The 23,226-nt window shown below is 69.2% G+C and carries 23 protein-coding genes and 3 tRNA genes; 14 read left to right on the forward strand and 12 right to left on the reverse strand.

Annotation, left to right across the window (positions count from 1 at the left end; translation table 11 throughout):
* From OC490_RS18600 to OC490_RS18635, 8 genes are all read right to left on the reverse strand, one after another.
* The coding region (locus tag OC490_RS18600; protein ID WP_176945263.1) for an ATP/GTP-binding protein at positions 1-271 on the reverse strand (271 nt) is incomplete at its 3' end.
* On the reverse strand, positions 252-824 hold the full coding sequence (locus OC490_RS18605) for a DUF742 domain-containing protein (protein WP_026178547.1): 573 nt from the start codon (positions 822-824) through the stop codon (positions 252-254). The genes OC490_RS18605 and OC490_RS18600, both read right to left, overlap by 20 nt.
* A 94-nt stretch (positions 825-918) precedes the next feature.
* The gene (locus OC490_RS18610; protein ID WP_005479603.1) at positions 919-1,332 is read right to left on the reverse strand and encodes a roadblock/LC7 domain-containing protein; all 414 of its coding nucleotides are present in this window, start codon (positions 1,330-1,332) and stop codon (positions 919-921) included.
* Positions 1,333-1,342: 10 nt separating this feature from the next.
* The gene (locus tag OC490_RS18615; protein ID WP_262059085.1) at positions 1,343-4,663 is read right to left on the reverse strand and encodes a nitrate- and nitrite sensing domain-containing protein; all 3,321 of its coding nucleotides are present in this window, start codon (positions 4,661-4,663) and stop codon (positions 1,343-1,345) included.
* Between the two features lie 401 nt (positions 4,664-5,064).
* Positions 5,065-5,640 carry a GTP-binding protein gene (locus OC490_RS18620; RefSeq protein ID WP_006375318.1) on the reverse strand — a complete coding sequence of 192 codons (576 nt, stop codon included), beginning with the start codon at positions 5,638-5,640 and terminating at the stop codon, positions 5,065-5,067.
* Positions 5,621-6,019, reverse strand: coding sequence for a DUF742 domain-containing protein (locus OC490_RS18625; protein ID WP_019058642.1), 399 nt, complete (start codon positions 6,017-6,019; stop codon positions 5,621-5,623). The genes OC490_RS18620 and OC490_RS18625 overlap by 20 nt, the downstream gene beginning before the upstream one ends.
* A gap of 111 nt (positions 6,020-6,130) precedes the next feature.
* Positions 6,131-6,544 carry a roadblock/LC7 domain-containing protein gene (locus OC490_RS18630; protein ID WP_005479910.1) on the reverse strand — a complete coding sequence of 138 codons (414 nt, stop codon included), beginning with the start codon at positions 6,542-6,544 and terminating at the stop codon, positions 6,131-6,133.
* A 9-nt stretch (positions 6,545-6,553) separates the two neighbouring features.
* Entirely contained in the window at positions 6,554-10,462 is a 3,909-nt protein-coding gene (locus OC490_RS18635; RefSeq protein WP_262059086.1) for a sensor histidine kinase, read from the reverse strand.
* A 571-nt stretch (positions 10,463-11,033) separates the two neighbouring features.
* On the opposite strand from OC490_RS18635, the gene OC490_RS18640 reads away from it, so the two are divergent.
* The 7 genes from OC490_RS18640 to OC490_RS18670 all read left to right on the forward strand — a co-directional run bounded on the left by OC490_RS18640 (position 11,034) and on the right by OC490_RS18670 (position 14,756).
* Complete coding sequence (locus OC490_RS18640; RefSeq protein WP_262059087.1) at positions 11,034-11,219, forward strand: hypothetical protein; 186 nt, start codon at positions 11,034-11,036, stop codon at positions 11,217-11,219.
* Between the two features lie 80 nt (positions 11,220-11,299).
* A complete protein-coding gene (locus OC490_RS18645; RefSeq protein ID WP_200713355.1) occupies positions 11,300-12,076 on the forward strand; it encodes a fumarylacetoacetate hydrolase family protein in 777 nt (258 codons plus the stop codon).
* Positions 12,069-13,553, forward strand: coding sequence for a glutamate--tRNA ligase (gene gltX, locus OC490_RS18650; RefSeq protein ID WP_262059088.1), 1,485 nt, complete (start codon positions 12,069-12,071; stop codon positions 13,551-13,553). The genes OC490_RS18645 and gltX overlap by 8 nt, the downstream gene beginning before the upstream one ends.
* Before the next feature lie 87 nt (positions 13,554-13,640).
* Positions 13,641-14,372: an HAD family hydrolase gene (locus tag OC490_RS18655; RefSeq protein WP_262059089.1), complete on the forward strand. Its 732-nt coding sequence runs from the start codon at positions 13,641-13,643 to the stop codon at positions 14,370-14,372.
* 91 nt (positions 14,373-14,463) lie between these two features.
* Positions 14,464-14,535, forward strand: a tRNA-Gln gene (locus tag OC490_RS18660).
* A gap of 14 nt (positions 14,536-14,549) precedes the next feature.
* Positions 14,550-14,622 (forward strand) — tRNA-Glu (locus OC490_RS18665).
* Between the two features lie 61 nt (positions 14,623-14,683).
* Positions 14,684-14,756 (forward strand) — tRNA-Glu (locus tag OC490_RS18670).
* 50 nt (positions 14,757-14,806) lie between these two features.
* Here OC490_RS18670 and OC490_RS18675 read toward each other — a convergent pair.
* The gene (locus OC490_RS18675; RefSeq protein ID WP_262059090.1) at positions 14,807-15,451 is read right to left on the reverse strand and encodes a MerR family transcriptional regulator; all 645 of its coding nucleotides are present in this window, start codon (positions 15,449-15,451) and stop codon (positions 14,807-14,809) included.
* A gap of 79 nt (positions 15,452-15,530) precedes the next feature.
* Here OC490_RS18675 and OC490_RS18680 point away from each other — a divergent pair, with 79 nt between their 5' ends.
* Positions 15,531-16,043, forward strand: a complete 513-nt coding sequence (locus tag OC490_RS18680) for a DUF4188 domain-containing protein (RefSeq protein WP_262059091.1) — start codon at positions 15,531-15,533, stop codon at positions 16,041-16,043.
* A 64-nt stretch (positions 16,044-16,107) separates the two neighbouring features.
* Here OC490_RS18680 and ndgR read toward each other — a convergent pair whose 3' ends face one another.
* On the reverse strand, positions 16,108-16,824 hold the full coding sequence (gene ndgR / locus OC490_RS18685; RefSeq protein ID WP_019068721.1) for an IclR family transcriptional regulator NdgR: 717 nt from the start codon (positions 16,822-16,824) through the stop codon (positions 16,108-16,110).
* Between the two features lie 190 nt (positions 16,825-17,014).
* Between ndgR and leuC the strand changes: the two genes are divergently transcribed.
* From leuC to OC490_RS18705, 4 genes are all read left to right on the forward strand, one after another.
* Positions 17,015-18,439 carry a 3-isopropylmalate dehydratase large subunit gene (leuC, locus tag OC490_RS18690; RefSeq protein ID WP_262059092.1) on the forward strand — a complete coding sequence of 475 codons (1,425 nt, stop codon included), beginning with the start codon at positions 17,015-17,017 and terminating at the stop codon, positions 18,437-18,439.
* A 5-nt stretch (positions 18,440-18,444) separates the two neighbouring features.
* On the forward strand, positions 18,445-19,038 hold the full coding sequence (gene leuD, locus OC490_RS18695; RefSeq protein ID WP_200713349.1) for a 3-isopropylmalate dehydratase small subunit: 594 nt from the start codon (positions 18,445-18,447) through the stop codon (positions 19,036-19,038).
* Positions 19,039-19,301: 263 nt separating this feature from the next.
* Positions 19,302-19,532, forward strand: coding sequence for a hypothetical protein (locus tag OC490_RS18700; RefSeq protein WP_019068724.1), 231 nt, complete (start codon positions 19,302-19,304; stop codon positions 19,530-19,532).
* Positions 19,533-19,669: 137 nt separating this feature from the next.
* Positions 19,670-20,305: an HU family DNA-binding protein gene (locus OC490_RS18705; protein WP_262059093.1), complete on the forward strand. Its 636-nt coding sequence runs from the start codon at positions 19,670-19,672 to the stop codon at positions 20,303-20,305.
* Positions 20,306-20,392: 87 nt separating this feature from the next.
* On the opposite strand, the gene OC490_RS18710 is transcribed toward OC490_RS18705, so the two are convergent.
* Both OC490_RS18710 and cofC read right to left on the reverse strand, forming a co-directional pair.
* A complete protein-coding gene (locus OC490_RS18710) occupies positions 20,393-20,596 on the reverse strand; it encodes a hypothetical protein (protein WP_262059094.1) in 204 nt (67 codons plus the stop codon).
* Positions 20,597-20,605: 9 nt separating this feature from the next.
* Positions 20,606-21,265, reverse strand: a complete 660-nt coding sequence (gene cofC, locus OC490_RS18715; RefSeq protein ID WP_262059095.1) for a 2-phospho-L-lactate guanylyltransferase — start codon at positions 21,263-21,265, stop codon at positions 20,606-20,608.
* A gap of 144 nt (positions 21,266-21,409) precedes the next feature.
* Here cofC and OC490_RS18720 point away from each other — a divergent pair, with 144 nt between their 5' ends.
* The gene (locus tag OC490_RS18720; RefSeq protein ID WP_262059096.1) at positions 21,410-22,219 is read left to right on the forward strand and encodes a lysophospholipid acyltransferase family protein; all 810 of its coding nucleotides are present in this window, start codon (positions 21,410-21,412) and stop codon (positions 22,217-22,219) included.
* Positions 22,216-23,226, forward strand: a complete 1,011-nt coding sequence (locus tag OC490_RS18725; RefSeq protein WP_262059097.1) for an NAD(P)H-dependent glycerol-3-phosphate dehydrogenase — start codon at positions 22,216-22,218, stop codon at positions 23,224-23,226. The genes OC490_RS18720 and OC490_RS18725 overlap by 4 nt, the downstream gene beginning before the upstream one ends.

The raw sequence follows: 23,226 nt of genomic DNA on the forward strand, positions 1-23,226 counted from the left end.
CGGGTGTACCGAAGAGGTACAGGATCAGGTCCTGGTCCAGGGTGATACGGCCGAAGTCCATGGCGACCGTGGTGGTCGTCTTGTCTCCGGTGTGGGTGAGGTCGTCGATGCCCGCGGACGCGGACGTCATCACAGCCTCGGTACGCAGCGGGTTGATCTCCGAGACGGCCCCGACGAACGTGGTCTTGCCCACGCCGAAGCCACCCGCCACCACGATCTTCGCCGAGGTGGTGGAGCGGGAAGGCCCTCCGCTAGAGCTTGCGAAGTCCACTGAGCACCCTTTCGAGCAGTGTCACATCTGGCTGGCCGCCGGCGTTCTCGTCGCCGCCGGGCTGATGAATGGCGACCAGGCCCGCCTCCGCCAAGTCGGCGACGAGGATCCTGGCCACACCGAGAGGGATCGTCAGGAGGGCCGAGATCTCGGCCACCGACTTGATCTCCCGGCAGAGGTTGCAGATCCGCTGATGCTCGGGCAACTGGCCCTGCATCTGGTGCGGCTGCGCGGTGGTGTGCACCAGCGCCTCGATGGCGAGCTGGTAGCGGGGGCGGGTCCGGCCACCGGTCATGGCGTACGGACGCACCAGGGGATTGCTCGACGAACCCGCGGGCGCGGCCTCGGGGGAACGTCGGTGCGGCTGCACGGGCTGGATGCGCGGCGCCGGCGGCTGGTCGTACGGCGACGGTCCGGGGCCCTGCGGGTACTGAGGGTGACGCGGGGACGGCGAGGAGGGGAAGTTGTACCGGTTCTGGGAACCGTCGCCCTGCCCCTGGCCGGGGCCGTACGACCAGTTGCCCGAAGACGAACCGCCTGGGGGTGTTGCCACTTTCTCCTCCTCCGACTGTGCCGGGCACCCATCAATGTGGAGCCGCGTCCCGAAACCTTATGGCCTCGGGACGCCAAAACGCACCGTCCGTCTGTTAGTTGAGAAGGCTCCCCTGGAGCTCTGCTCGAAGGTCCGGGGTCAGGACCGTGCCCGCGCGGTCCACCAGAAGGGCCATCTCGTACCCAATGAGGCCGATGTCCGCCTCGGGGTGTGCGAGTACCGCGAGCGAGGAACCGTCGGACACGGACATGATGAAGAGGAATCCCCGCTCCATCTCCACAACCGTCTGGTTCACGCTGCCGCCCTCGAAGATGCGCGAGGCACCGGCGGTCAGCGAGGTCAGACCCGACGCGACGGCCGCCAGCTGATCGGCACGGTCACGCGGGAAACCTTCGGACATCGCCAGAAGGAGTCCGTCGGCGGAGACCACCACCGTGTGCGACACACCGGGGGTGTTGTCCACGAAGTTGGTGATCAACCAGTTCAGGTTCTGCGCCGCCTGGCTCATCGGGCTCACACTAACGCTCCTGGTTGTAGGTGCTGTCAGAGCCGAAGCCCTGACCGTTCGTTTCGCTTCCTGCGCTGCGACCCCGCTGGACGCCGCGGCGCAGGTTGCTGAGCCTGCCCCGGATGTCCTCGGGAGCGCGGGAGACCTGGGGGCCGCCCTGAGGGGTGCTCTCGGCGGTGCCCTCGACCAGGTTGGCCTTGGGCACCCGCCTCGGCAGGCCGGAGGAGGTGACCCCGCCGGCCTTCGGCTTCTTCAGCGCCGAGGCCTGCTGCCACCGCTCGTCGTTCGCCGAGCGCCAGTCCACGGTCCCGGTGCTGCCGTTGGCGCTGCCGTTTCCGTTCGCGGTGCCGTTCGCCGTACCGAAGATGTTGGTGTTGCTCTCCGGGGCGGTGGCCGTCGACTCCTGGCGCGCGGGCTGCGAACCGTTGGTGCCTTTCGCGGCCGAACCGCGGCGCGGCAGCCCGGCGTCGGTCAGCGCGTGGACAGCCGAGGGGGCCGGTCCCGGACGGTCGAAGCCTACGTGATCCCGCTCACTCACGTCAGCGGCCTGCGAAGGTTCCGGTTCCGGAGCGTACTGGTCCGGGTAACCGTTGCGGTAACCGTCCTGCTGCGGCCAGTCGTCCTGATAGGACGGCTCTTCGAAGCCCGGATACGTCTCCGGGGCCACGGAGTGCGCCGACGCGTGCTCCTCCTGCACCGGCTCCGCATACCCGGGCTCCGGGTAACCGCCGTTGGCCGAGAAGGAGTCGGCGAAGGTGTCGTTCTGCGTCCCGTTGCCGTTCGGCGCGAAGTACTGCTCGTCGTACGCGGGCTGAAGCGGCTCGTCGTACGACGTCTGCTGCTGCTCCTCGTACGTCGGCTGCCCGTTGTACGCGGTCGGCTGCTCCTGGTACCCCTGCTGGCCGTTCTCGGCGTACGGCTGCTGCTGCGGTTCCTCGAACTCGGCGAACTCCGGGTAGGCGCCCGGCTCAAGGGCCTCCTGGCCCGGCTTCTGGGACTCCAGGGCCGCCCGGCGCTCCTCGCGCATCAGCGAGCGGCCGACCGGGTCGAGCTCGCGGATGTCGTCCGGCACCTCGGGGTAGCGGGTGTCGTCGAAGCCCAGCTCGGCGGCCGTACGGATCGGGGCGTGGTTGAAGTCCTCGCCCTGGTACTGCGGCTGCTCCGGCATGATCTGCGAGACGGTGAACTCGTCGCGCTGGAGCTGCTGTTCGCCACCGCCACCGTGGGTGATCGCGTCGGGCAGCATGACCAGCGAGGTGGTGCCGGCCTGCTCGCCCGAGGGGCGGAGCTGGACGCGGATGCCGTGCCGGTCGGAGAGGCGGCCGACCACGAACAGGCCCATGCGCTGGGAGATCGCGACGTCCACGGTCGGCGGGTTGGCCAACTTGTGGTTGATGTCCGCGAAGTCCTCGGCGGTGAGGCCGATGCCCTTGTCGTGGATCTCGATCATGACGCGGCCGTCGGGGAGACGGGTCGCGGTGACGCGGACCTTGGTCTGCGGGGAGGAGAACGTCGTCGCGTTCTCCAGCAGCTCGGCCAGCAGGTGCACGAGGTCGGTCACGGCGCGGCCGTGGATCTCGGCCTCCGGGACACCCGACAGCTCGATGCGCTCGTACTGCTCCACCTCGGAGGAGGCGGCGCGGAGCACGTCGACCAGCGGGACCGGCTGGTCCCAGCGGCGGCCGGGCTCCTCGCCGGCGAGAACGAGGAGGTTCTCGCCGTTGCGGCGCATACGGGTCGCGAGGTGGTCCAGGCGGAAGAGGTTCTCCAGCTGGTCCGGGTCGGCCTCGTTGTTCTCCAGGTCGGTGATGAGGGTCAGTTGGCCCTCGATCAGCGACTGGTTGCGGCGCGAGAGGTTGGTGAAGATCGCGTTGATGTTGCCCCGCAGGAGGGCCTGCTCGGCGGCCAGTCGTACGGCCTCGCGGTGGACCTGGTCGAAGGCTCTCGCGACTTCGCCGATCTCGTCCGTGGTGGTGATGGGGATCGGCTGGACCCGGGTGTCGACGCGGCCGGGGTCGGTGCGCGAGAGCTGGTCGACCAGCATCGGCAGCCGCTGCTCGGCGATGCCGAAGGCGGCGTTGCGCAACTGGCGCATCGCGCGGCTCATCTGGCGGGCCACCGCACCGGCCAGGATGAAGGCGAGGAGCAGGGCGACGACGACGGCGGCACCGGTGATGATGGCGTCGCGCTTCGCGTTGTTCGCGATGTCGGAGGCCTCGCTCACCGCGATGTCGGCCTTGTCCTCCTCGATCTTGCGGTACGCCTCGTACTTGAGGGTCGTGCCCGCCCACCAGTTCTGCGCGGTGATGCCCTGCGCGGCGAGGGCGGTGCGCGCCGAGACGTCCGTGGTCTGCAGCTGCGACATGGCCGTGACCGTCTTGACCGGGTCGGTCGGCGGCGGCACATACGTCTTGCCGGCGGCCTTCGCCTGCGCGGCGGCCTGCTTGACCATGGCCGCGCCGTCGGTCTGCACCTTGGCCAGGGCGGTGTTCAGCTTCGCGATGTCCGCGTCGGTACCACCGGCCTGGTACTCCTGGATGGCGATGCCCTCCAGGTAGGCGTACGAGGTGAGGGCGGTGCGCTGGGTGGCCAGGCTGTTCGCGTCGGGGCCGGGATTCACCAGCAGGTGCGTGCCGATGGAGCGCTCCAGGGAGAGCGCGCCCTTGGCCAGTGCGATGGCGTAGACCGAGCGGCCGTAGCTGGTGATGTTGCCGGTGCCGAGGCCGAGTTCGTTGGAGAACTCCAGGAGCGGGTGCTCCAGGTTGACGTAGCTCTCCTCGGTCTGCACGCCCTTCATCTTGGAGGTGTAGGCGACGTTCCGGATCGACTGCAGCTGCGGCTCCACCTTGCGGAAGCGGCTGAGCCGACGCTGCAGGCCCGACTGGTCCGGCATGTTCTGCGCGGCCTTGTCGAAGACGTCGGCGGCGTCGTCGGTGGCCTTGCGGGCCGCCACGACCGTCGCGTTCTTCTGGCCCTTGCCCTCCAGCAGCGGAGCGGCGGTCACGTCACGCTCGTTGGTGATCGCGTTGCTGTAGGTCAGCGCGGCCTGCACCACGCGGGCGGTCTTCTCCGCGTCCTCGGCGTTCTGCCAGGTGTCGATCGAGTTCTTGACCTGGAAGCCGCCCATGATGAGGCCGACGCCCACGGGTATGAGCAGGATCGCGTTCAGCCTGGTCGGCACCCGCCAGTTGCGGGGCGAGAAACGGCCCCCGCTGGGAGGGGGCGGTGCCGAGGGCTCCGAGCCTGGCACAGGGGCGGGCGCCGCTCCGCGCGGCGGCGGGGTGAAGTTGCCCCGGGCCGACGGCTCGGGACCGTTCTTGCTTCGCCTCACTCGACCAACAACCTTCCGGCGGTCGGCACCTATCCTCGTGCCGCAGTGTCTCAGGCCCGTCAACGAGCTCTGACGATGAGTACGTCGTTGACTATTGGGCAGTTCAGGCATTCCAGCACGTCAGCCTGCGCGATTCCAAACAGTCGGAACGGCAGATTCCGAGTGATGTAAGCCCCAGATAAAACGGTCATAAAGAGCGAGCCCCGCCAAAAGACGGGGCTTTGTTAGCGCAGTGGTACCGGATGACCGCGACGCGTTGCGGTACCACCGGATTCCTCTGCCGAAACGTTATGAACACCGGGGCCGACCGTGTCAAAGGCCACAGCCGGCTCCGGGGTGTCTACGACAACTGCCGTATGGCGCTGCCGACTTGAGAACTGCATGTCGAGGCCCGCCAACAGCTACCGGAGTCGGGCCATCAGCGCGTGCTCGACCAGCGTGATCAGCGCACTCTTGGCGTCCGAACGGTGCCGGGCGTCCGTCGTGATGATCGGCGCGTCCGGCCCGATCTGCAGGGCCTCGCGCACCTCCTCCGGGTTGTACGGCTGGTGGCCGTCGAACCCGTTGAGGGCTATGACGAAGGGCAGCCCGCTGTTCTCGAAGTAGTCGACCGCGGGGAAGCAGTCGGCGAGACGGCGGGTGTCCACCAGGACGACGGCGCCGATCGCGCCGCGCACCAGGTCGTCCCACATGAACCAGAAACGGTCCTGACCCGGTGTACCGAAGAGGTACAGGATCAGGTCCTGGTCCAGGGTGATACGGCCGAAGTCCATGGCCACCGTGGTGGTGGTCTTGTCCCCGGTGTGGGTGAGGTCGTCGATGCCCGCCGAGGCGGACGTCATGACGGCCTCCGTGCGCAGCGGGTTGATCTCGGAGACGGCACCCACGAACGTGGTCTTGCCGACGCCGAAGCCACCCGCCACCACGATCTTCGCGGAGGTGGTCGCCCGCCCTCCGTCAGAGCTTGCGAAGTCCACTGAGCACCCTTTCGAGCAGCGTCACGTCCGGAGCGCCGCCGTTGTTCTCGTCGCCGCCCGGCTGGTGGATGGCCACCAGTCCGGCCTCGGCGAGGTCCGCGACGAGGATCCGCGCCACACCGAGGGGCATGGCGAGGAGTGCCGACACCTCCGCGACCGACTTGACCTCACGGCACAGGTGGCAGATGCGCTGGTGCTCAGGGAGCAGTCCCATCAGCGCTGCCGGGTCGGCCGTGGTGCTGATCAGTGCCTCGATGGCGAGCTGATAGCGCGGCCGGGTCCGGCCGCCGGTCATCGCGTAAGGACGTACCAGCGGCTGGTCGCCCTCGTCCCCGTACGGCTCGGCGTACGGATCATGAGAGGCGGTGGGCGGGGTCATGAATCCTCCGGGCGGGACAGCAAGTCGGTCGGGCTAGCCGTCTGACAGGGCCGGTGGGGGGATTGTGGCGGCCGGACGGTGATTTGGTGAGACGGGTGGTGCCGGGGCCGGTCAGTGAAGCAGACTGCCCTGGAGTTCGGCGCGCAGGTCCGGCGTGAGGACCGCCCCTGCACGGTCGACGAGCAGTGCCATCTCGTAGCCGACGAGGCCGATGTCGCATTCGGGATGCGCGAGCACCGCCAGCGACGAGCCGTCCGAGACGGACATGAGGAAGAGGAACCCTCGCTCCATCTCCACGACCGTCTGCGCCACATCGCCGCCCTCGAAGATCCGGGAGGCCCCGGCCGTCAGTGAGGTCAGCCCGGACGCCACGGCCGCGAGTTGGTCGGCGCGGTCGCGCGGGAAGCCTTCCGACATGGCCAGAAGGAGTCCGTCGGCGGATACGACGACGGTGTGGGACACACCGGGGGTGTTGTCCACGAAGTTGGTTATCAACCAGTTGAGGTTCTGTGCCGCCTGGCTCATCTGGCTCAACTAACGCTCCTGCTGGTGAGTGGGGCTGGGGAAGCTGCCGGTCTGGCCGGTACCCGTACCGGCCTGGCGGCCCTGTGCGATGCCCCGACGGAGATTGGTCAGCCGGCCGCGTACGTCATCAGGCGCACGCGAGACCTGCGGACCGGTTTGGTGCTGTTGCTGCTGAGCCGTGCCCGGGACGAGGTTCGCCCTGGGCACCCGGCGCGGCAGGCCGGAGGTGGTGACGCCGCCCGCGGCCGGTTGCCGTACGCGCTCTGCCTGCCGAACGAGATCGTCGTTCGGCGAGCTGCGCCAGGTACCGCCCGTGGGACGCTGAGGGGGTGTCGCCGGAGCCATCGGTGCCTGCGGCTGCGGGGCGGGTGCGGAGCCGTTGCTCTGGCTCTGCGCTTCCGCCTGCTGGCCGTGGAACCAGTTGGTCTCCAGCGTGTCGTACAGCGGCGTCCTGCCGTCACCGGGACCCGTGGCAGGCGGCAACGCCTCGGGCTCCTGGCGGGTGGGACGCTGCGGGGCGGGCGGACGCGCGGTGCCGAAGTCGGCGCCGTTGCGATTCCCGTTGACCTGCGGACGGTCGAACTGCCCGGTGTTCCCGGGGTTCTGACGGCCCGGCAGATTGTGCTGACCGGTGGACCCGTTGTCAAAACCGGGCGTCGCGAACTGGCCGGTGGAGCTGCCGTCGTAGGCCTGCGGGACGGCGAACTGTCCCGTGTTGGCCGGGTTGGACGGGTTGTTGGCCGGGCTGTTCGGAGCGCCGAAAACGTCCGAGCGGACGAACTGGCCGCCGTTCTGCTGCGAGTTGGAGCCGGGACGCGGGGTGTCGAAGTCCTGCCGCGGGAACTGGCCGTTGGACTGCGACCCGTTGGCGCCCGGACGCGGGAACTGGCCCGTGTTCTGGGACCCGTTGGCGTTCGGCCGGGGGAAGGAACCCGTGTCCTGCGGTCCGCCCGCAGCGGGGCGCGGGAACGAGCCGGTGTCCTGCGGTCCGCTCGTACCCGGACGCGGGAACTGCCTGCTGTCCTGCGCGTCGAGGCGGGGGATCGCCGGCATCTCGGCGGTGCCGGGGCCCTGACGGTCGTCGATGCGCGGCATCCGGGAGGTCTGCTCGGCGTCCCGCTCGTCGTGACCGCGCGGGGCGTCGAGGTTGCCGCGGCCCAGCGGGGGCTGCGCGTTCTCGTCGCTCCAGCTGGGGCGCTGGTTGTTGCCGCCCGGCAGCTCGGCCCGCGCACCACCGCGCGGCGGGAGCTGCGGCTGACGCCCACGGCGCCGGCCACCACCGCGGGGCGGCTCGGGCTCGTTGTTCGCACGCTGCGGAGGAACCGCGCCGTTCTGCTGCTGCGGAGGTGTGCCTCCGAAGGCGTCCTGGCGTCCGTCACCGAAGCCCTGCGGAGTACCCGTGCCAGCGGCCTGCAGCCCCTGCGGGGCGCTCGGCGCCTGGCCGAAGAGACCGGCGCCGGAGCCGGCGGCCGGACGGCCCTGCGGCGCCGAGGGACCCTGCGGTCCACGCGCACCGCCGGGAGCGCCCGGAGCACCGGGACCACCCGGACGTCCACCGCCCGCACCGGGCAGCGCGGCCCGCGGGCCCTGACCGGAACCGACCTGGCCGCGCGGGGCGGCACCGGCACCGAGCAGTCCGCCGTTCCCCGGCGCACCCGCGCCGAGGGTGGAGCCGCCCTGACCGTTGCCCCGGCGGGCCGCACCGGCACCGGCGGCGGCAGCCGCCGCACCGACAGCGGCCTGGCCGGGCTTGCCCGGAGCGGGCTTCTTGCCGCCCTGGGCGACGTCGACCGGGAGCATGACCAGCGCGGTCGTACCACCGGAGTCGGAGGGGCGCAGCTGGATACGGATGCCGTGCCGCTGGGACAGTCGGCCGACCACGAACAGACCCATGCGGCGCGAGACCGAGACGTCCACGGTGGGCGGCGAGGCGAGTCGCTCGTTGATCGCCGCGAGGTCCTCGGGGGAGAGGCCGATACCGGTGTCGTGGATCTCGATCAGGACGCGGCCGTCGGGCAGCGCGTGACCGGTGACCTTGACCTTGGTCTGCGGCGAGGAGAACGAGGTCGCGTTCTCCAGCAGCTCTGCGAGCAGGTGCACGAGGTCGTTGACCACCCGGCCGGCTACTTCGGTGGTCGGCACGGAGGAGAGCTCGATGCGCTCGTACTGCTCCACCTCGGAGGCGGCGGCGCGGAGCACGTCGACCAGCGGGACCGGGCGGGTCCAGCGGCGGCCGGGCTCTTCACCGGCGAGAACGAGAAGGTTCTCACCGTTACGGCGCATGCGGGTCGCGAGGTGGTCGAGCTTGAAGAGCGAGGACAGCTGGTCCGGGTCGGCCTCGCGGGACTCCAGCTCGGAGATGAGCGAGAGCTGACGCTGGATGAGGCCCTGGGAGCGGCGCGAGAGGTTGGTGAACATCGCGTTGACGTTGCCTCGCAGGAGGGCCTGCTCGGCGGCGAGGCGGACTGCCTCGCGGTGCACGTCGTCGAAGGCCGCGGCCACCTGGCCGATCTCGTCCCGGGAGTGCACACCGACCGACTCCACGGACGTGTCGACGTCCTGCGGGTCGGACTCGGAGAGCTGCTTGACCAGCTCGGGCAGCCGGTCCTGGGCGACCCGGTTGGCGGTCTCCTGGAGCCGGCGCAGCGAGCGGATCATGGACCGGGCGATGACGAAGGCGCCGACGAGGGAGACACCGAGCACGAGCAGGATCAGCGCACCGGAGATGATCGCCTCGCGCTCGGAGGCGGAGCGCAGCTCGCGGGCCTTCTGCTCCATGTCCTCAAGGAGCGTGTGCTCGATCTTCTTCATCTGCTCGATCTTGGTGGAGCTGTCGTCCACCCAGTCCCTGTAGGACCGCTTGTCGAGCGACTTCAGACCGTTCGTGTTGGCGAGGGCGCGCTCCGCGTACTTGTCCGCGGCGTCGATCGTGGCGTTGCCGTCCTCGATCGGCTGGATGAGCTCCTCGGCACCCTGGTCGCCGTAGATGTTGCGGAAGATGCTCAGGTCCGACTTCTCGCTCTCCAGCGCGGAGTCGGCGTACAGCCGGTCGTTGTCGGAGAGGTTGCCCGTCGTCGTGTTGTTGTCGGGCAGGGCCGCCGCGATGACGGCGCGCTGCACGGACGCGAACTCCTTGGCCGAGGAGAAGGCGGCCAGGGCGCGCGTGCGCTGGATCATCTCCGGGTTGCTGGTCGCCTCCGCCATGTCCTGCGAGAGGTCGAGCAGCTGGGTGATCAGACGGTGGTAGGCGTCGACGGTCTGCGTCGAGTTGCCCTTCGACTGGTACGCCGTCTTGCGGATCCGGTCGAGGTTGTCCAGCTCGGTGGCGAGACCGACCACGGTCTCGCGGACGCCCTGCAGGTTTCCGTTCTTGCTGGCGCTGTCGATCTCTTCAGAGGAGTTGATGAAGTTGTCGCGGGCCCGGTCGGTCTTCTCCTCGTAGCCCTTGACCTCGTAGTCGGTGGCCTTGCCACCGTGCGACAGGGGACCGGCCGACTGGTCGCGCTCCTCCTGGAGCGCGGTGGCCAGCTCGGTGGCCTGCTTGGTCATGTCCGTCAGCAGCTTCATGTTGTCGAGCTGCTGGATGTCGGTCATGGAGTCGCTGATGCGCAGGGCGCCCAGCGAGGTGGCCGCGACCACGGGGAGCGCGAGCAGCGACACCAGGCGCGTGGAGATGCGCCAGTTGCGCAGAGCGACGCGCGAGCCGGGTCCGGGCGTGCCGCTCGGTGGCTTCACCGAGGGCGCGGGGGTCGGGGCTGCGGACACACCGGGGCGCCCTGGGCCCCCGCCGTCGCCTGACGGTGCCGGGCCCGGGTTCTGGGCGTGCTGGGGCGAGGAGCTGCCGGTGTTGGGGCCAGCCCCGCCATGCGGCTCCGGCTCCGCCGGAGCACTGCCATCCCTCTTGAAACGTCCCTGCACTAGCGTCGCAACCTCTGGACCAGGCGTCCCCCGCGCGAACGGAAGGACGGTGTCGGCGTCTTGGGGAGCGCCCTGAACGCGCACCCCATGTGTGGTCGTGAGTGACCGGCGCTGCTCCCCCTTCCGCCGCCCTCGGCGCTGCGTTGCGCCCCCTGCGCGCCGGGCTGATTCTGCGGCGGTCCGTGGAATTCCAGCACAGTGCCGGATCTCCAACAAGGCCCGTAGGCCAGGCTGTGACCTGTGTGACACCCCGTGAGGACAGTGTCACGAGACGTAGAAAGCTATTCACTCCAAAGTGGGCAAATCCCCACCATCCCGTAGGGCGTGGGTTGTGCCCAAGTCGCCATGATCAGGAGCGGAATGACAGCTTCAGGGGGTCAATGTCCGTTTCGTTGAGGTGAGTTGCGGGTCCGAATTGGTCGGTATGCCCACAGGGTGGTGAGCAAACTCACATGCGGATCATGGGCTCTTCACGCGTTCGGCCGGGAATTGGATGTTTAGCCTGACGCTTTACATGAGGGCACAATCTGTCAACCACCCACCCACGGACTGACGAGGGTCGAGTACAACAGTGAAGACGACGATGATGTTCCGCAACATTGCCAACCCGCGACGCACGACGCTGGCGCACCTCTCCGACGCCGACGAACTGCAGACGCCGGAGCAGCCGGAGCACTCGCTCGACCTGCCGGCCCAGACCGCCAACCCGCGCCGCACGATCCTCATGGAGATCCCGGCCGGCGCCGCCGCGGAGTAATTGCGCGAGGAGGCGCCCCCGCACCGCGTTAGCCTGGAGCGTCAGACTCCAGCCAGCTCAGTGAGGGGCGCCAGGATCCCGTGCGCATCGCCAGATTCTCCATCGACGGGAACGTCGCCTTCGGCGCGGTCGAGGGCGACAAGCCGGACGAGCTCGTCCTCGACATCATCAAGGGCATCCCGTTCGCGGACTTCGAACTCTCCGGCACGAAGGTCCCGCTGAGCAAGGTCAGGCTGCTGCCGCCGGTGCTCCCGAACAAGGTCGTCGCCTACGGCCGCAACTACGCCGAGCACGCCCGCGAACTGGGCAACGAGGTGCCGGACGTCCCCTTCGCCTTCTTCAAGCCGTCCACCTCCGTGATCGGCTCCGGCGACGACATCCAGTACCCCTCCTTCACCGAGGACCTCCACCACGAGGCCGAACTGGCCGTCGTCATCGGCCGGATGTGCCGCGAGGTCCCGCGCGAGCGCGTCAAGGACGTCATCCTCGGCTACACCTGCGCCAACGACATCACCGCGCGCGACGTCCAGAAGCGTGAGAAGCAGTGGGCCCGCGCCAAGGGCTTCGACACCTCCTGCCCGCTCGGCCCCTGGGTGGAGACGGACCTCGACCCGAGCGACCTCACCATCCAGCTCACGGTCAACGGACAGCAACGGCAGCTCGGCCGCACCAGCGAGATGATCCACTCGATCGAGGACCTGATCGTCAACATCACCGAGGCCATGACGCTGCTCCCCGGCGACGTGATCCTCACGGGCACCCCGGCAGGCGTCGGACCGCTCACCGTCGGCGACGAGGTCGCCGTCACCATCGAAGGCATCGGCACTCTCACCAACAAGGTTGTCAAGCGTGGCTAGCGCATCCGCCCCAGCAGTCCGTGTCCGTTTCTGCCCCTCGCCGACCGGCAATCCCCACGTCGGCCTGGTCCGCACCGCCCTGTTCAACTGGGCCTTCGCCCGCCACCACCAGGGCACGCTGGTCTTCCGCATCGAGGACACCGACGCGGCCCGCGACTCCGAGGAGTCCTACGGCCAACTCCTCGACGCGATGCGCTGGTTGGGCTTCGACTGGGACGAGGGCCCCGAGATCGGCGGCCCGCACGCGCCCTACCGCCAGTCGCAGCGCATGGACATCTACAAGGACATCGCGAAGAAGCTCCAGGACGCCGGCCACGCCTACGACTGCTACTGCTCCACCGCGGAGCTGGACGCCCGCCGCGACGCCGCCCGCGCCGCCGGCAAGCCCTCCGGTTACGACGGCCACTGCCGCGCCCTCACCGCCGAGCAGGTCGAGGCGTACAAGGCCGAGGGCCGCACGCCGATCGTCCGCTTCCGGATGCCCGACGAGACGATCACCTTCACCGACCTGGTCCGCGGCGAGCTGACGTTCACCCCGGAGAACGTCCCGGACTACGGGATCGTGCGAGCCAACGGCGCCCCGCTGTACACGCTCGTCAACCCGGTCGACGACGCCCTGATGGAGATCACCCACGTCCTGCGCGGTGAGGACCTGCTCTCCTCGACGCCCCGTCAGATCGCCCTCTACAAGGCACTGATCGAGCTGGGTGTCGCCAAGTCGGTGCCGTCCTTCGGGCACTTGCCGTACGTGATGGGCGAGGGCAACAAGAAGCTCTCCAAGCGCGACCCGGAGTCCTCGCTCAACCTCTACAGGGAGCGCGGCTTCCTGCCCGAGGGACTGCTCAACTACCTTTCCCTGCTGGGCTGGTCGCTCGCGGCCGACCGGGACGTCTTCTCGATGGACGAGATGGTCGCGGCCTTCGAGATCGGCGACGTGAACCCCAACCCGGCCCGCTTCGACCTGAAGAAGTGCGAGTCGATCAACGGCGACCACATCCGCCTGCTCGACGTGAAGGACTTCACCGAGCGCTGCGCCCCGTGGCTGCGCGCCCCGTTCGCCCCCTGGGCGCCGGAGGACTTCGACGAGGCCAAGTGGCAGGCCGTCGCACCGCACGCGCAGACCCGCCTCAAGGTCCTCTCCGAGATCACGGACAACGTCGACTTCCTCTTCCTGGCCGAGCCGGTCGAGGACGAGGCGTCCTGGACGAAGGCCATGAAGGAGGGCTCCGACGCCCTTCTCCGCACGGCCCGTGAGCAGCTGGAGTCGGCCGACTGGACCTCGCCCGAGTCCCTCAAGGAGGCCGTCCTGGCCGCAGGCGAGACCCACGGCCTCAAGCTCGGCAAGGCCCAGGCCCCGGTCCGTGTCGCCGTCACCGGCCGCACGATCGGCCTGCCGCTCTTCGAGTCCCTGGAGATCCTGGGCAAGGAGAAGACCCTCTCCAGGATCGACGCGGCCCTGGCGAAACTGGCGGCCTGACCGACGCGCACAGAAGGGGCGGTACCCGGTGATCCGGGTACCGCTCGGGGCGCTGACGCGCTGCGGGGCCCACGTTATTGTCGGATCATGAGCATTCGGGCCGTGGTCTGGGACGTGGACGACACCCTGTTCGACTACACCGGCGCGGACCGAGCGGCCATGCGAGAGCACTTGGCGGCCGAGGGACTGCTCGACGGGCACGCGAGCCTGGTGGCGGCCCTGGAACGCTGGCGGGTGGCCACCGAGTTCCACTGGGCACGGTTCTCCGCCGGGGAGGTCTCCTTCGAGGGGCAGCGGCTGGACCGGGTCCGGCACTTCCTGGACCGGGAGCTGACCGACACCGAGGCCGAGGACTGGTTCCGGCGCTACAAGACCCACTACGAGACGGCCTGGGCCCTCTTCCCGGACGTCCTGCCCGTCCTGGACGCCCTCGCGGCCACCCACCGGCACGCCGTCCTCTCCAACTCCAGCCTCACCGTGCAGGACCGCAAGCTGCGCACCCTCGGGGTGCACGACCGCTTCGAGGTCATCCTGTGCGCGGCCGAACTGGGAGTCTCCAAACCCGAGGCCGGCGCCTTCCTCGCGGCCTGCGAGGCGCTGGAACTGCCGCCGCACGAGGTGGCGTATGTCGGCGATCACCCGGAGATCGACGGGCGGGGCGCCGCGGACGCCGGTCTGCTCTCCGTCTGGATCGACCGGCACGGCGGGCACGCCTCCGTCGAGGCCCTGGTGGGGCGGCACAGGATCGGCTCCCTCACCGAACTCCCCGCTCTGCTCGGCACCGATACCCGTTTTGGAGCCCCGTCCACCTTCAGGTAATGTTGTTCCTGCGCCGCCGGAGAGCGGGCCGAAAGGCCAAGAACCGGAGGCGTCAACTGGAACAGAATCCCCGCAAGGGCTTGTGTTTTAGTGGCCTATGGTGTAATTGGCAACACTACGGTTTCTGGTACCGTCATTCTAGGTTCGAGTCCTGGTAGGCCAGCTCTCATCTGCAACGCCCCCGTTGTGTAGCGGCCTAGCACGCTGCCCTCTCACGGCAGTAGCGCCGGTTCGAATCCGGTCGGGGGTACAGATCCTTCCCAGGAAGGTGGCCGGGTCGCACCCGCCGCCTCTCATGCAGGATCGCTAGGGCCCCCGTTGTGTAGCGGCCTAGCACGCTGCCCTCTCACGGCAGTAGCGCCGGTTCGAATCCGGTCGGGGGTACGTAGACGAAAGGCCCTCCACTTCGGTGGGGGGCCTTTCGCGTGCCCGGCTCACTCGAAACCGTACCGTCGCGCCGACTCCTCCTCCTGCGCCAGCCGGTGCAGTGCCTGGAGCACCGGCTCGACGAAGATCGCGCCCGCGACCGCCGTCTCCACCTTCTCGGCCTCCGAGGGGTGCGTCTCCACGAAGTCCAGGTCCAGGACGGCCGCCTGATGCATCAACTTGGCGTAGTTCACGACCAGTTCGGGGGGCCAGTCGTACCCGAGCCGGCGAAGTGCGGCCACTGCCACCACCAGTGAGCGGTAGGACGGCGAAATGGTCGTCAGGGCCTGGGAGTTGGACCAGCCGAGAGTCTCCAGGAGTTTGTCGACCTCGTGATGCGCCGCCTGTACGTGCTCGTCCTCCGCGTCCGGCTCCGGAACCTGCGGCAACGCCCAAAGGGCCGCGCCCAGCCGGATCGTACGGCCGAGGGAGTCGTCGTCGACATGCCCGAGCACCTCGCGGACCGTGGCCACCGGGAGCCGGCCGACCTGGATCATCGCGCGCACCAGCCGCAGCCGGCGCAGCTGCTCCTCGTCGTACTCGGCGGTGGTCGTGTTGACCTGGCGGCCGGGGTTCAACAGGCCTTCGCGCAGGTAGTACTTGATCGTCGCGATGGACACACCGCTGCGCTCGCTCAACTCGGCCAGCCGCATGTCTTGCGTCCTTCCTCGGGTACCGGCACTATCCAAACACGGGTCATCGGATAGTGCCGGTACCCAACAAGGGGGCGTCATGTTCGCGAAGGCTGTCAACGGCCGTACCACCGCTGCCGCCGAGGGGGAGGTGGTGGTGCTGCTGATCGGCATGCGCATCAACCACTTCTGGGCCGTGCATCACTGGGTGCCGGTCCTCCTCGCGATGCCGCGCATGCTGCGGGAGTTGGGGAAGGATCCCGGTCGCGGACTGCTCGGGCATGTACTGCTGACGGCGTCCCCGCGGACGTACTACGTCGTCCAGTACTGGGAGTCCAAGGAGAAGCTCTACTCGTACGCGAGTTCGCCCGACATGTTCCACCACAGGGCGTGGGCCGTCATCAACCGCAAGGAGAAGGCCGGGAAGGTGCGCGGGCACGTCGGGCTGTGGCACGAGAGCTATGTGGTGCCCGAGGGGTCGTACGAGGCGATCTACGCCGACATGCCGGCCTTCGGACTCGCGGCGGCGCACGGACAGGTGCCGGTGGAGCAGCGGGGGCGCCGGGCGAAGGACCGGTTCGCGTACCGGTCGGAGCGGGTGACCTCCGAGTAGGTCCGGACATGACGGAGGGCCTGCCGCGGCGTTGAGGCAGGCCCTTCTGTGACGTTCCGGGGGATCAGCCGGTGCGGCGCAGGGCCTCGGAGAGGCGGGCGGCGGCGTCGATGACCGCCTGGGCGTGCATACGGCCCGGGTGGCGCGTCAGGCGCTCGATGGGGCCGGAGACGGACACCGCGGCCACCACACGGTTCGAGGGGCCGCGCACCGGCGCGGAGACGGACGCGACGCCCGGCTCGCGCTCGCCGATGGACTGGGCCCAGCCCCGGCGCCGTACGCCCGAGAGGGCCGTGGCGGTGAAGCGGGCGCCCTGGAGGCCGCGGTGCAGGCGCTCCGGCTCTTCCCAGGCCATCAGGATCTGCGCGGACGAACCGGCTTTCATGGTGAGGGTCGAGCCGACCGGGACCGTGTCCCGGAGTCCGGACAGGCGTTCCGCCGCGGCCACGCAGATGCGCATGTCGCCCTGGCGGCGGTAGAGCTGCGCGCTCTCGCCCGTGATGTCCCGCAGATGCGTGAGCACCGGGCCCGCCGTGGCGAGCAGACGGTCCTCGCCGGCCGCCGCGGCCAGCTCGGCGAGCCGGGGGCCGAGAATGAAACGGCCCTGCATGTCGCGCGCCACCATGCGGTGGTGTTCCAAGGCCACGGCCAGCCGGTGTGCCGTGGGTCGTGCCAGCCCGGTCGCCGCGACCAGACCCGCGAGGGTGGCCGGACCGGACTCCAGAGCGCCCAGGACAAGGGCTGCCTTGTCCAGGACGCCGACGCCGCTACTGTTGTCCATGAAACGATACTCGCGTCTCACTCTGTGAAACGCAAGTTCCTTTTTTCGTGAGACGCGCAACTCTTGTAGGCACAGCGGCCCGCGTACCGAACGGGCCAGGCGGCGGCTGCCCGTGAACCAGGGGTGCGAGCGCCGTCTCCTCAAGATCTCTAGTTGGGCCGGCGCTGTTCTGCCGGCCGGAGGGAAAGCGATGGGTAGGACACTCGCGGAGAAGGTCTGGGACGACCATGTCGTCCGGCGCGCCCAGGGCGAGCCCGACCTCCTCTTCATCGATCTGCACCTGCTGCACGAGGTGACCAGCCCGCAGGCCTTCGACGGGCTCCGCCAGGCCGGGCGTCCCGTGCGGCGCCTCGACCTCACCATCGCCACCGAGGATCACAACACCCCGACCCTCGACATCGACAAGCCCATCGCGGACCCGGTCTCCCGGGCCCAGCTGGAGACGCTGCGCAAGAACTGTGCCGACTTCGGCGTGCGCCTGCACTCCCTGGGCGATGTCGAGCAGGGTGTCGTCCACGTCGTAGGACCGCAGCTGGGTCTGACCCAGCCCGGTACCACCGTCGTGTGCGGTGACTCCCACACCTCCACCCACGGCGCCTTCGGCGCGCTGGCGTTCGGCATCGGCACCTCCCAGGTGGAGCATGTGCTGGCCACCCAGACGCTGCCGCTGGCCCGCCCCAAGACCATGGCCATCACGGTCGACGGCGAACTGCCCGACGGCGTCACCGCCAAGGACCTGATCCTCGCCATCATCGCGAAGATCGGCACCGGCGGCGGCCAGGGCTACATCCTCGAATACCGCGGCCCCGCCATCGAGAAACTCTCGATGGAAGCCCGCATGACCATCTGCAACATGTCGATCGAGGCCGGCGCCCGCGCGGGCATGATCGCCCCCGACGAGACCACCTTCGAGTACATCAAGGGCCGCGCCCACGCCCCCGAGGGCGAGGACTGGGACGCCGCCGTCGCGTACTGGAAGACCCTGAAGACCGACGCGGACGCCGAATTCGACGCCGAGGTCGTCATCGACGGTCCCTCGCTGGCGCCGTTCGTCACCTGGGGCACCAACCCCGGTCAGGGCGCGCCGCTTTCGGCGTCCGTCCCCGACCCGGCTTCGTACGAAGACGCTTCGGAGCGCCTGGCCGCCGAAAAGGCCCTGGAATACATGGGGTTGGAGGCCGGCCAGCCGCTGCGCGACATCAAGGTCGACACCGTCTTCGTAGGGTCGTGCACCAACGGCCGTATCGAGGACCTGCGGGCCGCCGCCGCGATCGTCGAGGGCCGCAAAGTCGCCGACGGCGTACGGATGCTGGTCGTCCCGGGCTCCGCGCGAGTCGGTCTGCAGGCCGTCTCCGAGGGCCTGGACGTCGTCTTCAAGGAGGCCGGCGCCGAATGGCGGCACGCGGGCTGCTCGATGTGTCTGGGCATGAACCCCGACCAGTTGGCACCCGGTGAGCGCTCCGCGTCCACCTCCAACCGCAACTTCGAGGGCAGGCAGGGCAAGGGCGGCCGTACGCACCTGGTCTCGCCGCAGGTCGCCGCCGCGACCGCCGTGCTGGGCCACCTGGCCTCGCCCGCCGACCTGTCCGACGCCCCTGTGCCCGCTGGAGTCTGAGAGCCATGGAAGCATTCACCACGCACACCGGCCGGGCCGTCCCGCTGCGCCGCAGCAACGTGGACACCGACCAGATCATCCCCGCCCACTGGCTCAAGAAGGTGACCAGGGACGGGTTCGAGGACGGGCTGTTCGAGGCCTGGCGCAAGGACGAGAACTTCATCCTCAACCGCCCCGAGCGCAAGGGCGCGACGGTCCTGGTGGCCGGACCCGACTTCGGCACCGGCTCCTCCCGCGAGCACGCCGTGTGGGCGCTGCAGAACTACGGCTTCAAGGCCGTCATCTCCTCCCGGTTCGCCGATATCTTCCGCGGCAACTCGCTGAAGAACGGCCTGCTCACGGTCGTTCTGGAGCAGAAGATCGTGGACGCGCTGCAGGAACTCACCGAGAACGACCCGCAGGCCGAGATCACGGTCGACCTGGAGGCCCGCGAGGTCCGCGCCGAGGGCATCACCGCCGCCTTCGAACTCGACGAGAACGCCCGCTGGCGGCTGCTGAACGGACTGGACGACATCTCCATCACCCTCCAGAACGAGGGCGACATCTCCGCGTACGAGGCCAAGCGCCCCTCGTACAAGCCGCGGACGGTCCAGGTCTGACCCCAACCCCCGCACCAGGTCGAGATCCGGCCACCGCGACACCCTCTGTACCCCCGATCGCCACGATTGGGGGTACAGCCATGTCTGCACTCGAACGGCCCCGCGCGCCGCCTACGCTTCTCTCAACTTCCCATGTTAGACAGGGTGTTGATGGGGTAGGCGCACCTTTGAGCCAAGGCTGCCGCCCGACTCCGTCAGGCCGTTCGAGGCACCAGTTGCGACCCCCGCAGGCGACAACTCGCCCCAGATGGCACAATCTGTGCATGGAACACGACGGCCAACTCAAGCTCTATGCGGCAGTCGCGGACCAACTCAAGGAAGCGCACACAAGGGTGCGCGCACTGCAAGTCCCGGAGGGCGTACGGATGGCGCTGGCCCGGAAGCTGCTGGTCATTACGGCCGCGGCCAAGCACGATCTCGCCGACGCGACAAGGCGACTGGACCGGTTCACGGCGGACCTCGACGCGGGTCGATTCCCCGAAGAGGAACGCTGAACAAGTCCAGGACAGCCGAGTTCGTTGCGGCGCACGGGTGATTAGCCCGTTTCGTGTTTGATTTGCGGTATATATCTGCCTAACGTGCGGAAAAGCCTGAACACTTTCGTTCCGGCAATGTCTCCGAAGGGGAAGACGTGAACAAGGCGCAGCTCGTAGAAGCGATTGCCGACAAGGTCGGTGGCCGTCAGCAGGCCGCCGAGGCGGTCGACGCGGTACTGGACGCCATCGTCCGTGCCGTCGTCAGCGGGGACCGGGTCTCGGTCACCGGCTTCGGTTCGTTCGAGAAGGTCGACCGTCCGGCCCGTTACGCCCGCAACCCCCAGACGGGCGAGCGGGTTCGGGTCAAGAAGACCTCCGTTCCGCGCTTCCGCGCGGGCCAGGGTTTCAAGGACCTGGTGAGCGGCTCGAAGAAGCTCCCGCGCGGTGGCGAGGTCGCCGTCAAGAAGGCGCCCAAGGGCAGCCTGAGCGGCACCGCTTCGGCGACGGTCAAGAAGGCCGCGGCCAAGAAGACCACCGCCAAGAGGGCGACGGCCACCGCGAAGAAGACCGTGGCGAAGAAGACGGCGGCCAAGACGGCCACCGCCAAGAAGACCGTCGCCAAGAAGGCGACCGCCAAGAAGACCACGGCGACGGCCAAGAAGACGGCGGCCAAGAAGGCCACCAGTACCGCCAAGAAGGCTGCGGCCAAGAAGGCCACCGCCAAGAAGGCCCCGGCCAAGAAGTCGACCACACGCAAGACCACCGCCAAGAAGGCCACCGCCACCCGCTAGTCGGCGGAACGCACGGCACTCACGCGCCGGGCCGGACTCCCGTCGGGAGTCCGGCCCGCGGCGTGTTCACGGCCCGTGTACGGGCGTTCAGAAGGTTTGCAGCGTCACCAGTGTGACCCTGAGGCCGTCCTTCGGCCCCTCGGTCTCGATCCGCACCCGCTGTCCCGGCCGCAGCAGCCGCAGCCCGCCCGCGTCGAACGCGGAGGCGTCGAAGGGCACCGGGGTGCCGTCGTCGAGCAGCACACTGCCGGTACGGGTCCCGGCGTCGTAGGTGTAAGCGGTCGCCTGCATGGCCGCAGCCTACTGCCCGCCCGCCGCCCCCGGCCGTCCCGGAATCAGCAGCCCCGCAGCCGCCGCCGCGGTGCGCGGCCCCACGCCCAGGGCCAGCGCCGCCCGCAGGTCCTCGCCGGTGTCCACGTCCTGTCGTACGGAATCCACCGCGTCCAGGGTGAGTTCGGCGGCGCCGGAGGCGCGATGGCGTGCGCGGGAATCGGTGCCGAATGCCGGGTGCAATTCACGGCCCTCTCGCGCGGTGAGCAAGGTGGTGCCGATTGCGGCGGCGTCCGGGAGAAAAGCGCGCGGGAATTCCGCCGCCGCGTCCAGGACCCGGGCCAATTCCATGGGGCGCAGGGCCGGCAGATCGGCGTTCAGGGCCGCCACCGCGCTTTCGGGTCGGGAAACCCGCACGACCGTCGCCGCGTGCCGCAGAGCGGCGTTCAGGCCGTCTCCCGGCTCGTCCGCGACGATCCGGGCGCCCAGCGCGGCCAGTTCGCGCCCGGCCACGGCGTCGCCCGTGACGACCGCCACATCGCGGACTGCCGGGCAGGCCAGCACGGCCGCCACGGTGTCCTGCGCGAAGGCGAGGGCGAGCCCCGGCCGCAACCCGTCGCCGGCCGTGTCCGAGAGCCTGGTCTTGGCTCGCGCCAGAGACTTCAGGGGTATGACCAAGGTCCACTGCACGCGTGATCCGTCCCTCTCTTGTCGCGGCCATTGTCACCCGGCGCCCCTGGCGTTGTCGGTGGCGGGGCGTACGGTGTTCTCGACAGACCGACGGCCTGGGGCGACACTTGTGCGGCCCCCCAGGTCCTAGAGGAAGGTGTTCGCGTGCCCCGCCGCAGAATCGGGTTCTGGTACCGCTTCGCAGCGGTCCTCTGCAAACCGCCGCTGCTGGTTCTGATCAAGCGGGACTGGCGTGGAATGGAACACATTCCGGCCGAGGGCGGATTTATCACCGCGGTGAACCACAATTCACACGTGGATCCCCTTGCGTACGCTCACTTTCAGTACAACACCGGGCGCGTTCCGCGATTCCTGGCGAAGAGCGGGCTTTTCCGCAAGGGATTCGTCGGCGCCGCGATGCGAGGCACCGGACAGATCCCCGTCTATCGCGAGACCACGGACGCGTTGAGCGCCTTCCGCGCCGCGATCGACGCCGTGGAGCGCGGTGAATGCGTCGCGTTCTATCCCGAGGGCACCATCACCCGGGACCCCGACCAGTGGCCCATGACCGGCAAGACCGGTGCCGCGCGCGTGGCCCTGCAGACCAAGTGCCCGGTGATTCCCGTGGCCCAGTGGGGCGCCAACGAGCTGCTGCCGCCGTACGCCAAGAAGCTGCACGTCTTCCCGCGCAAGACCAGTTACGTGCTCGCGGGCCCGCCGGTGGACCTCACGCGTTTCTACGGCAAGGACATGAGCCCGGACCTCCTCAAAGAGGCGACCGAGGTCATCATGGCCGACATCACACGCCTGTTGGAGCAGATCCGCGGCGCGAAGGCGCCCGAGACGCCCTACGATCCGCGCCGCGAGCGGATCGAGCAGCGGCGCCGGACGGCCGCGGAGACCGAGCAGTTGGAGTCCAGGGCCGAGTCGGCGACCGAGCCGAAGGTCGAGCAGGAAGAGGGGCAGGGCACGTGAGCAAGCCGGTCAAGGCGGCCGTTTTCAGCGCCGGTTCATGGGGCACGGCCTTCGGCATGGTGCTCGCCGACGCGGGGTGCGAGGTCACACTGTGGGGGCGTCGCGCGGAAGTCGTCGAGGCCATCAACTCCACGCGTACGAACCCCGATTACTTCCCGGGCGTCGAACTCCCGGAGAACCTGCGGGCCACCACCGACCCCGCCGAGGCCGCCGCCGACGCCGACTTCACCGTCCTGTCGGTCCCTTCGCAGACGCTGCGCGCCAACTTGGCCGACTGGGCACCCCTGTTGGCGCCCGACACGGTCCTCGTCTCGCTCATGAAGGGTGTCGAACTCGGCTCCGTCATGCGGATGAGCGAGGTCATCGAGGACGTCGCCAAGGTCGGCCGGGACCGGATCGCCGTGGTCTCCGGACCCAACCTCGCGCGCGAGATCGCCTCCCGGATGCCGGCCGCCGCGGTGGTCGCCTGCACCGACGAGGCCGTGGCCCGCCGGCTCCAAGCCGCCTGCCACACCCCGTACTTCAGGCCGTACACCATCACCGACGTCGTGGGCTGCGAGCTCGGCGGCGCGGTGAAGAACGTGATCGGGCTCGCCGTCGGCATCGCGGACGGCATGGGACTCGGGGACAACGCCAAGGGCTCGCTCATCACCCGCGGTCTCGTCGAGACGACCCGGCTCGGTATCGCGATGGGCGCCGATCCGCTCACCTTCTCCGGACTCGCGGGCCTCGGCGACCTGGTGGCGACCTGCTCCTCGCCGCTGTCCCGCAACCACACCTTCGGCACCAACCTCGGCAAGGGCATGACCCTCCAGGAGACCATCGCGGTCACCCGGCAGACCGCGGAGGGCGTCAAGTCCTGTGAGTCCGTGCTGGACTTGGCCCGCAGGCACGGCGTCGACATGCCGATCACCGAGACGGTCTTCGAGATCGTGCACGAGGGGAAGTCGCCGGTGGTCGCCGTGAAGGAGCTGATGTCGCGCAGCGCGAAGCCCGAGCGACGCTGA

The sequence above is a fragment of the Streptomyces sp. STR69 genome (genome assembly GCF_024519455.1).
Lineage (GTDB): Bacteria > Actinomycetota > Actinomycetes > Streptomycetales > Streptomycetaceae > Streptomyces.

What these genes read in the sequence shown, in the direction of transcription:
- OC490_RS18655 (WP_262059089.1), top strand. Translation starts at nt 13,641, where the DNA reads ATGAGCATTCGGGCCGTGGTCTGGGACGTGGACGACACCCTGTTCGAC.
- OC490_RS18630 (WP_005479910.1), bottom strand. Translation starts at nt 6,544, where the DNA reads ATGAGCCAGGCGGCACAGAACCTCAACTGGTTGATAACCAACTTCGTG.
- OC490_RS18610 (WP_005479603.1), bottom strand. Translation starts at nt 1,332, where the DNA reads ATGAGCCAGGCGGCGCAGAACCTGAACTGGTTGATCACCAACTTCGTG.
- OC490_RS18700 (WP_019068724.1), top strand. Translation starts at nt 19,302, where the DNA reads ATGGAACACGACGGCCAACTCAAGCTCTATGCGGCAGTCGCGGACCAA.
- OC490_RS18625 (WP_019058642.1), bottom strand. Translation starts at nt 6,019, where the DNA reads ATGACCCCGCCCACCGCCTCTCATGATCCGTACGCCGAGCCGTACGGG.
- OC490_RS18710 (WP_262059094.1), bottom strand. Translation starts at nt 20,596, where the DNA reads ATGCAGGCGACCGCTTACACCTACGACGCCGGGACCCGTACCGGCAGT.
- OC490_RS18680 (WP_262059091.1), top strand. Translation starts at nt 15,531, where the DNA reads ATGTTCGCGAAGGCTGTCAACGGCCGTACCACCGCTGCCGCCGAGGGG.
- leuD (WP_200713349.1), top strand. Translation starts at nt 18,445, where the DNA reads ATGGAAGCATTCACCACGCACACCGGCCGGGCCGTCCCGCTGCGCCGC.
- ndgR (WP_019068721.1), bottom strand. Translation starts at nt 16,824, where the DNA reads ATGGACAACAGTAGCGGCGTCGGCGTCCTGGACAAGGCAGCCCTTGTC.
- leuC (WP_262059092.1), top strand. Translation starts at nt 17,015, where the DNA reads ATGGGTAGGACACTCGCGGAGAAGGTCTGGGACGACCATGTCGTCCGG.
- OC490_RS18675 (WP_262059090.1), bottom strand. Translation starts at nt 15,451, where the DNA reads ATGCGGCTGGCCGAGTTGAGCGAGCGCAGCGGTGTGTCCATCGCGACG.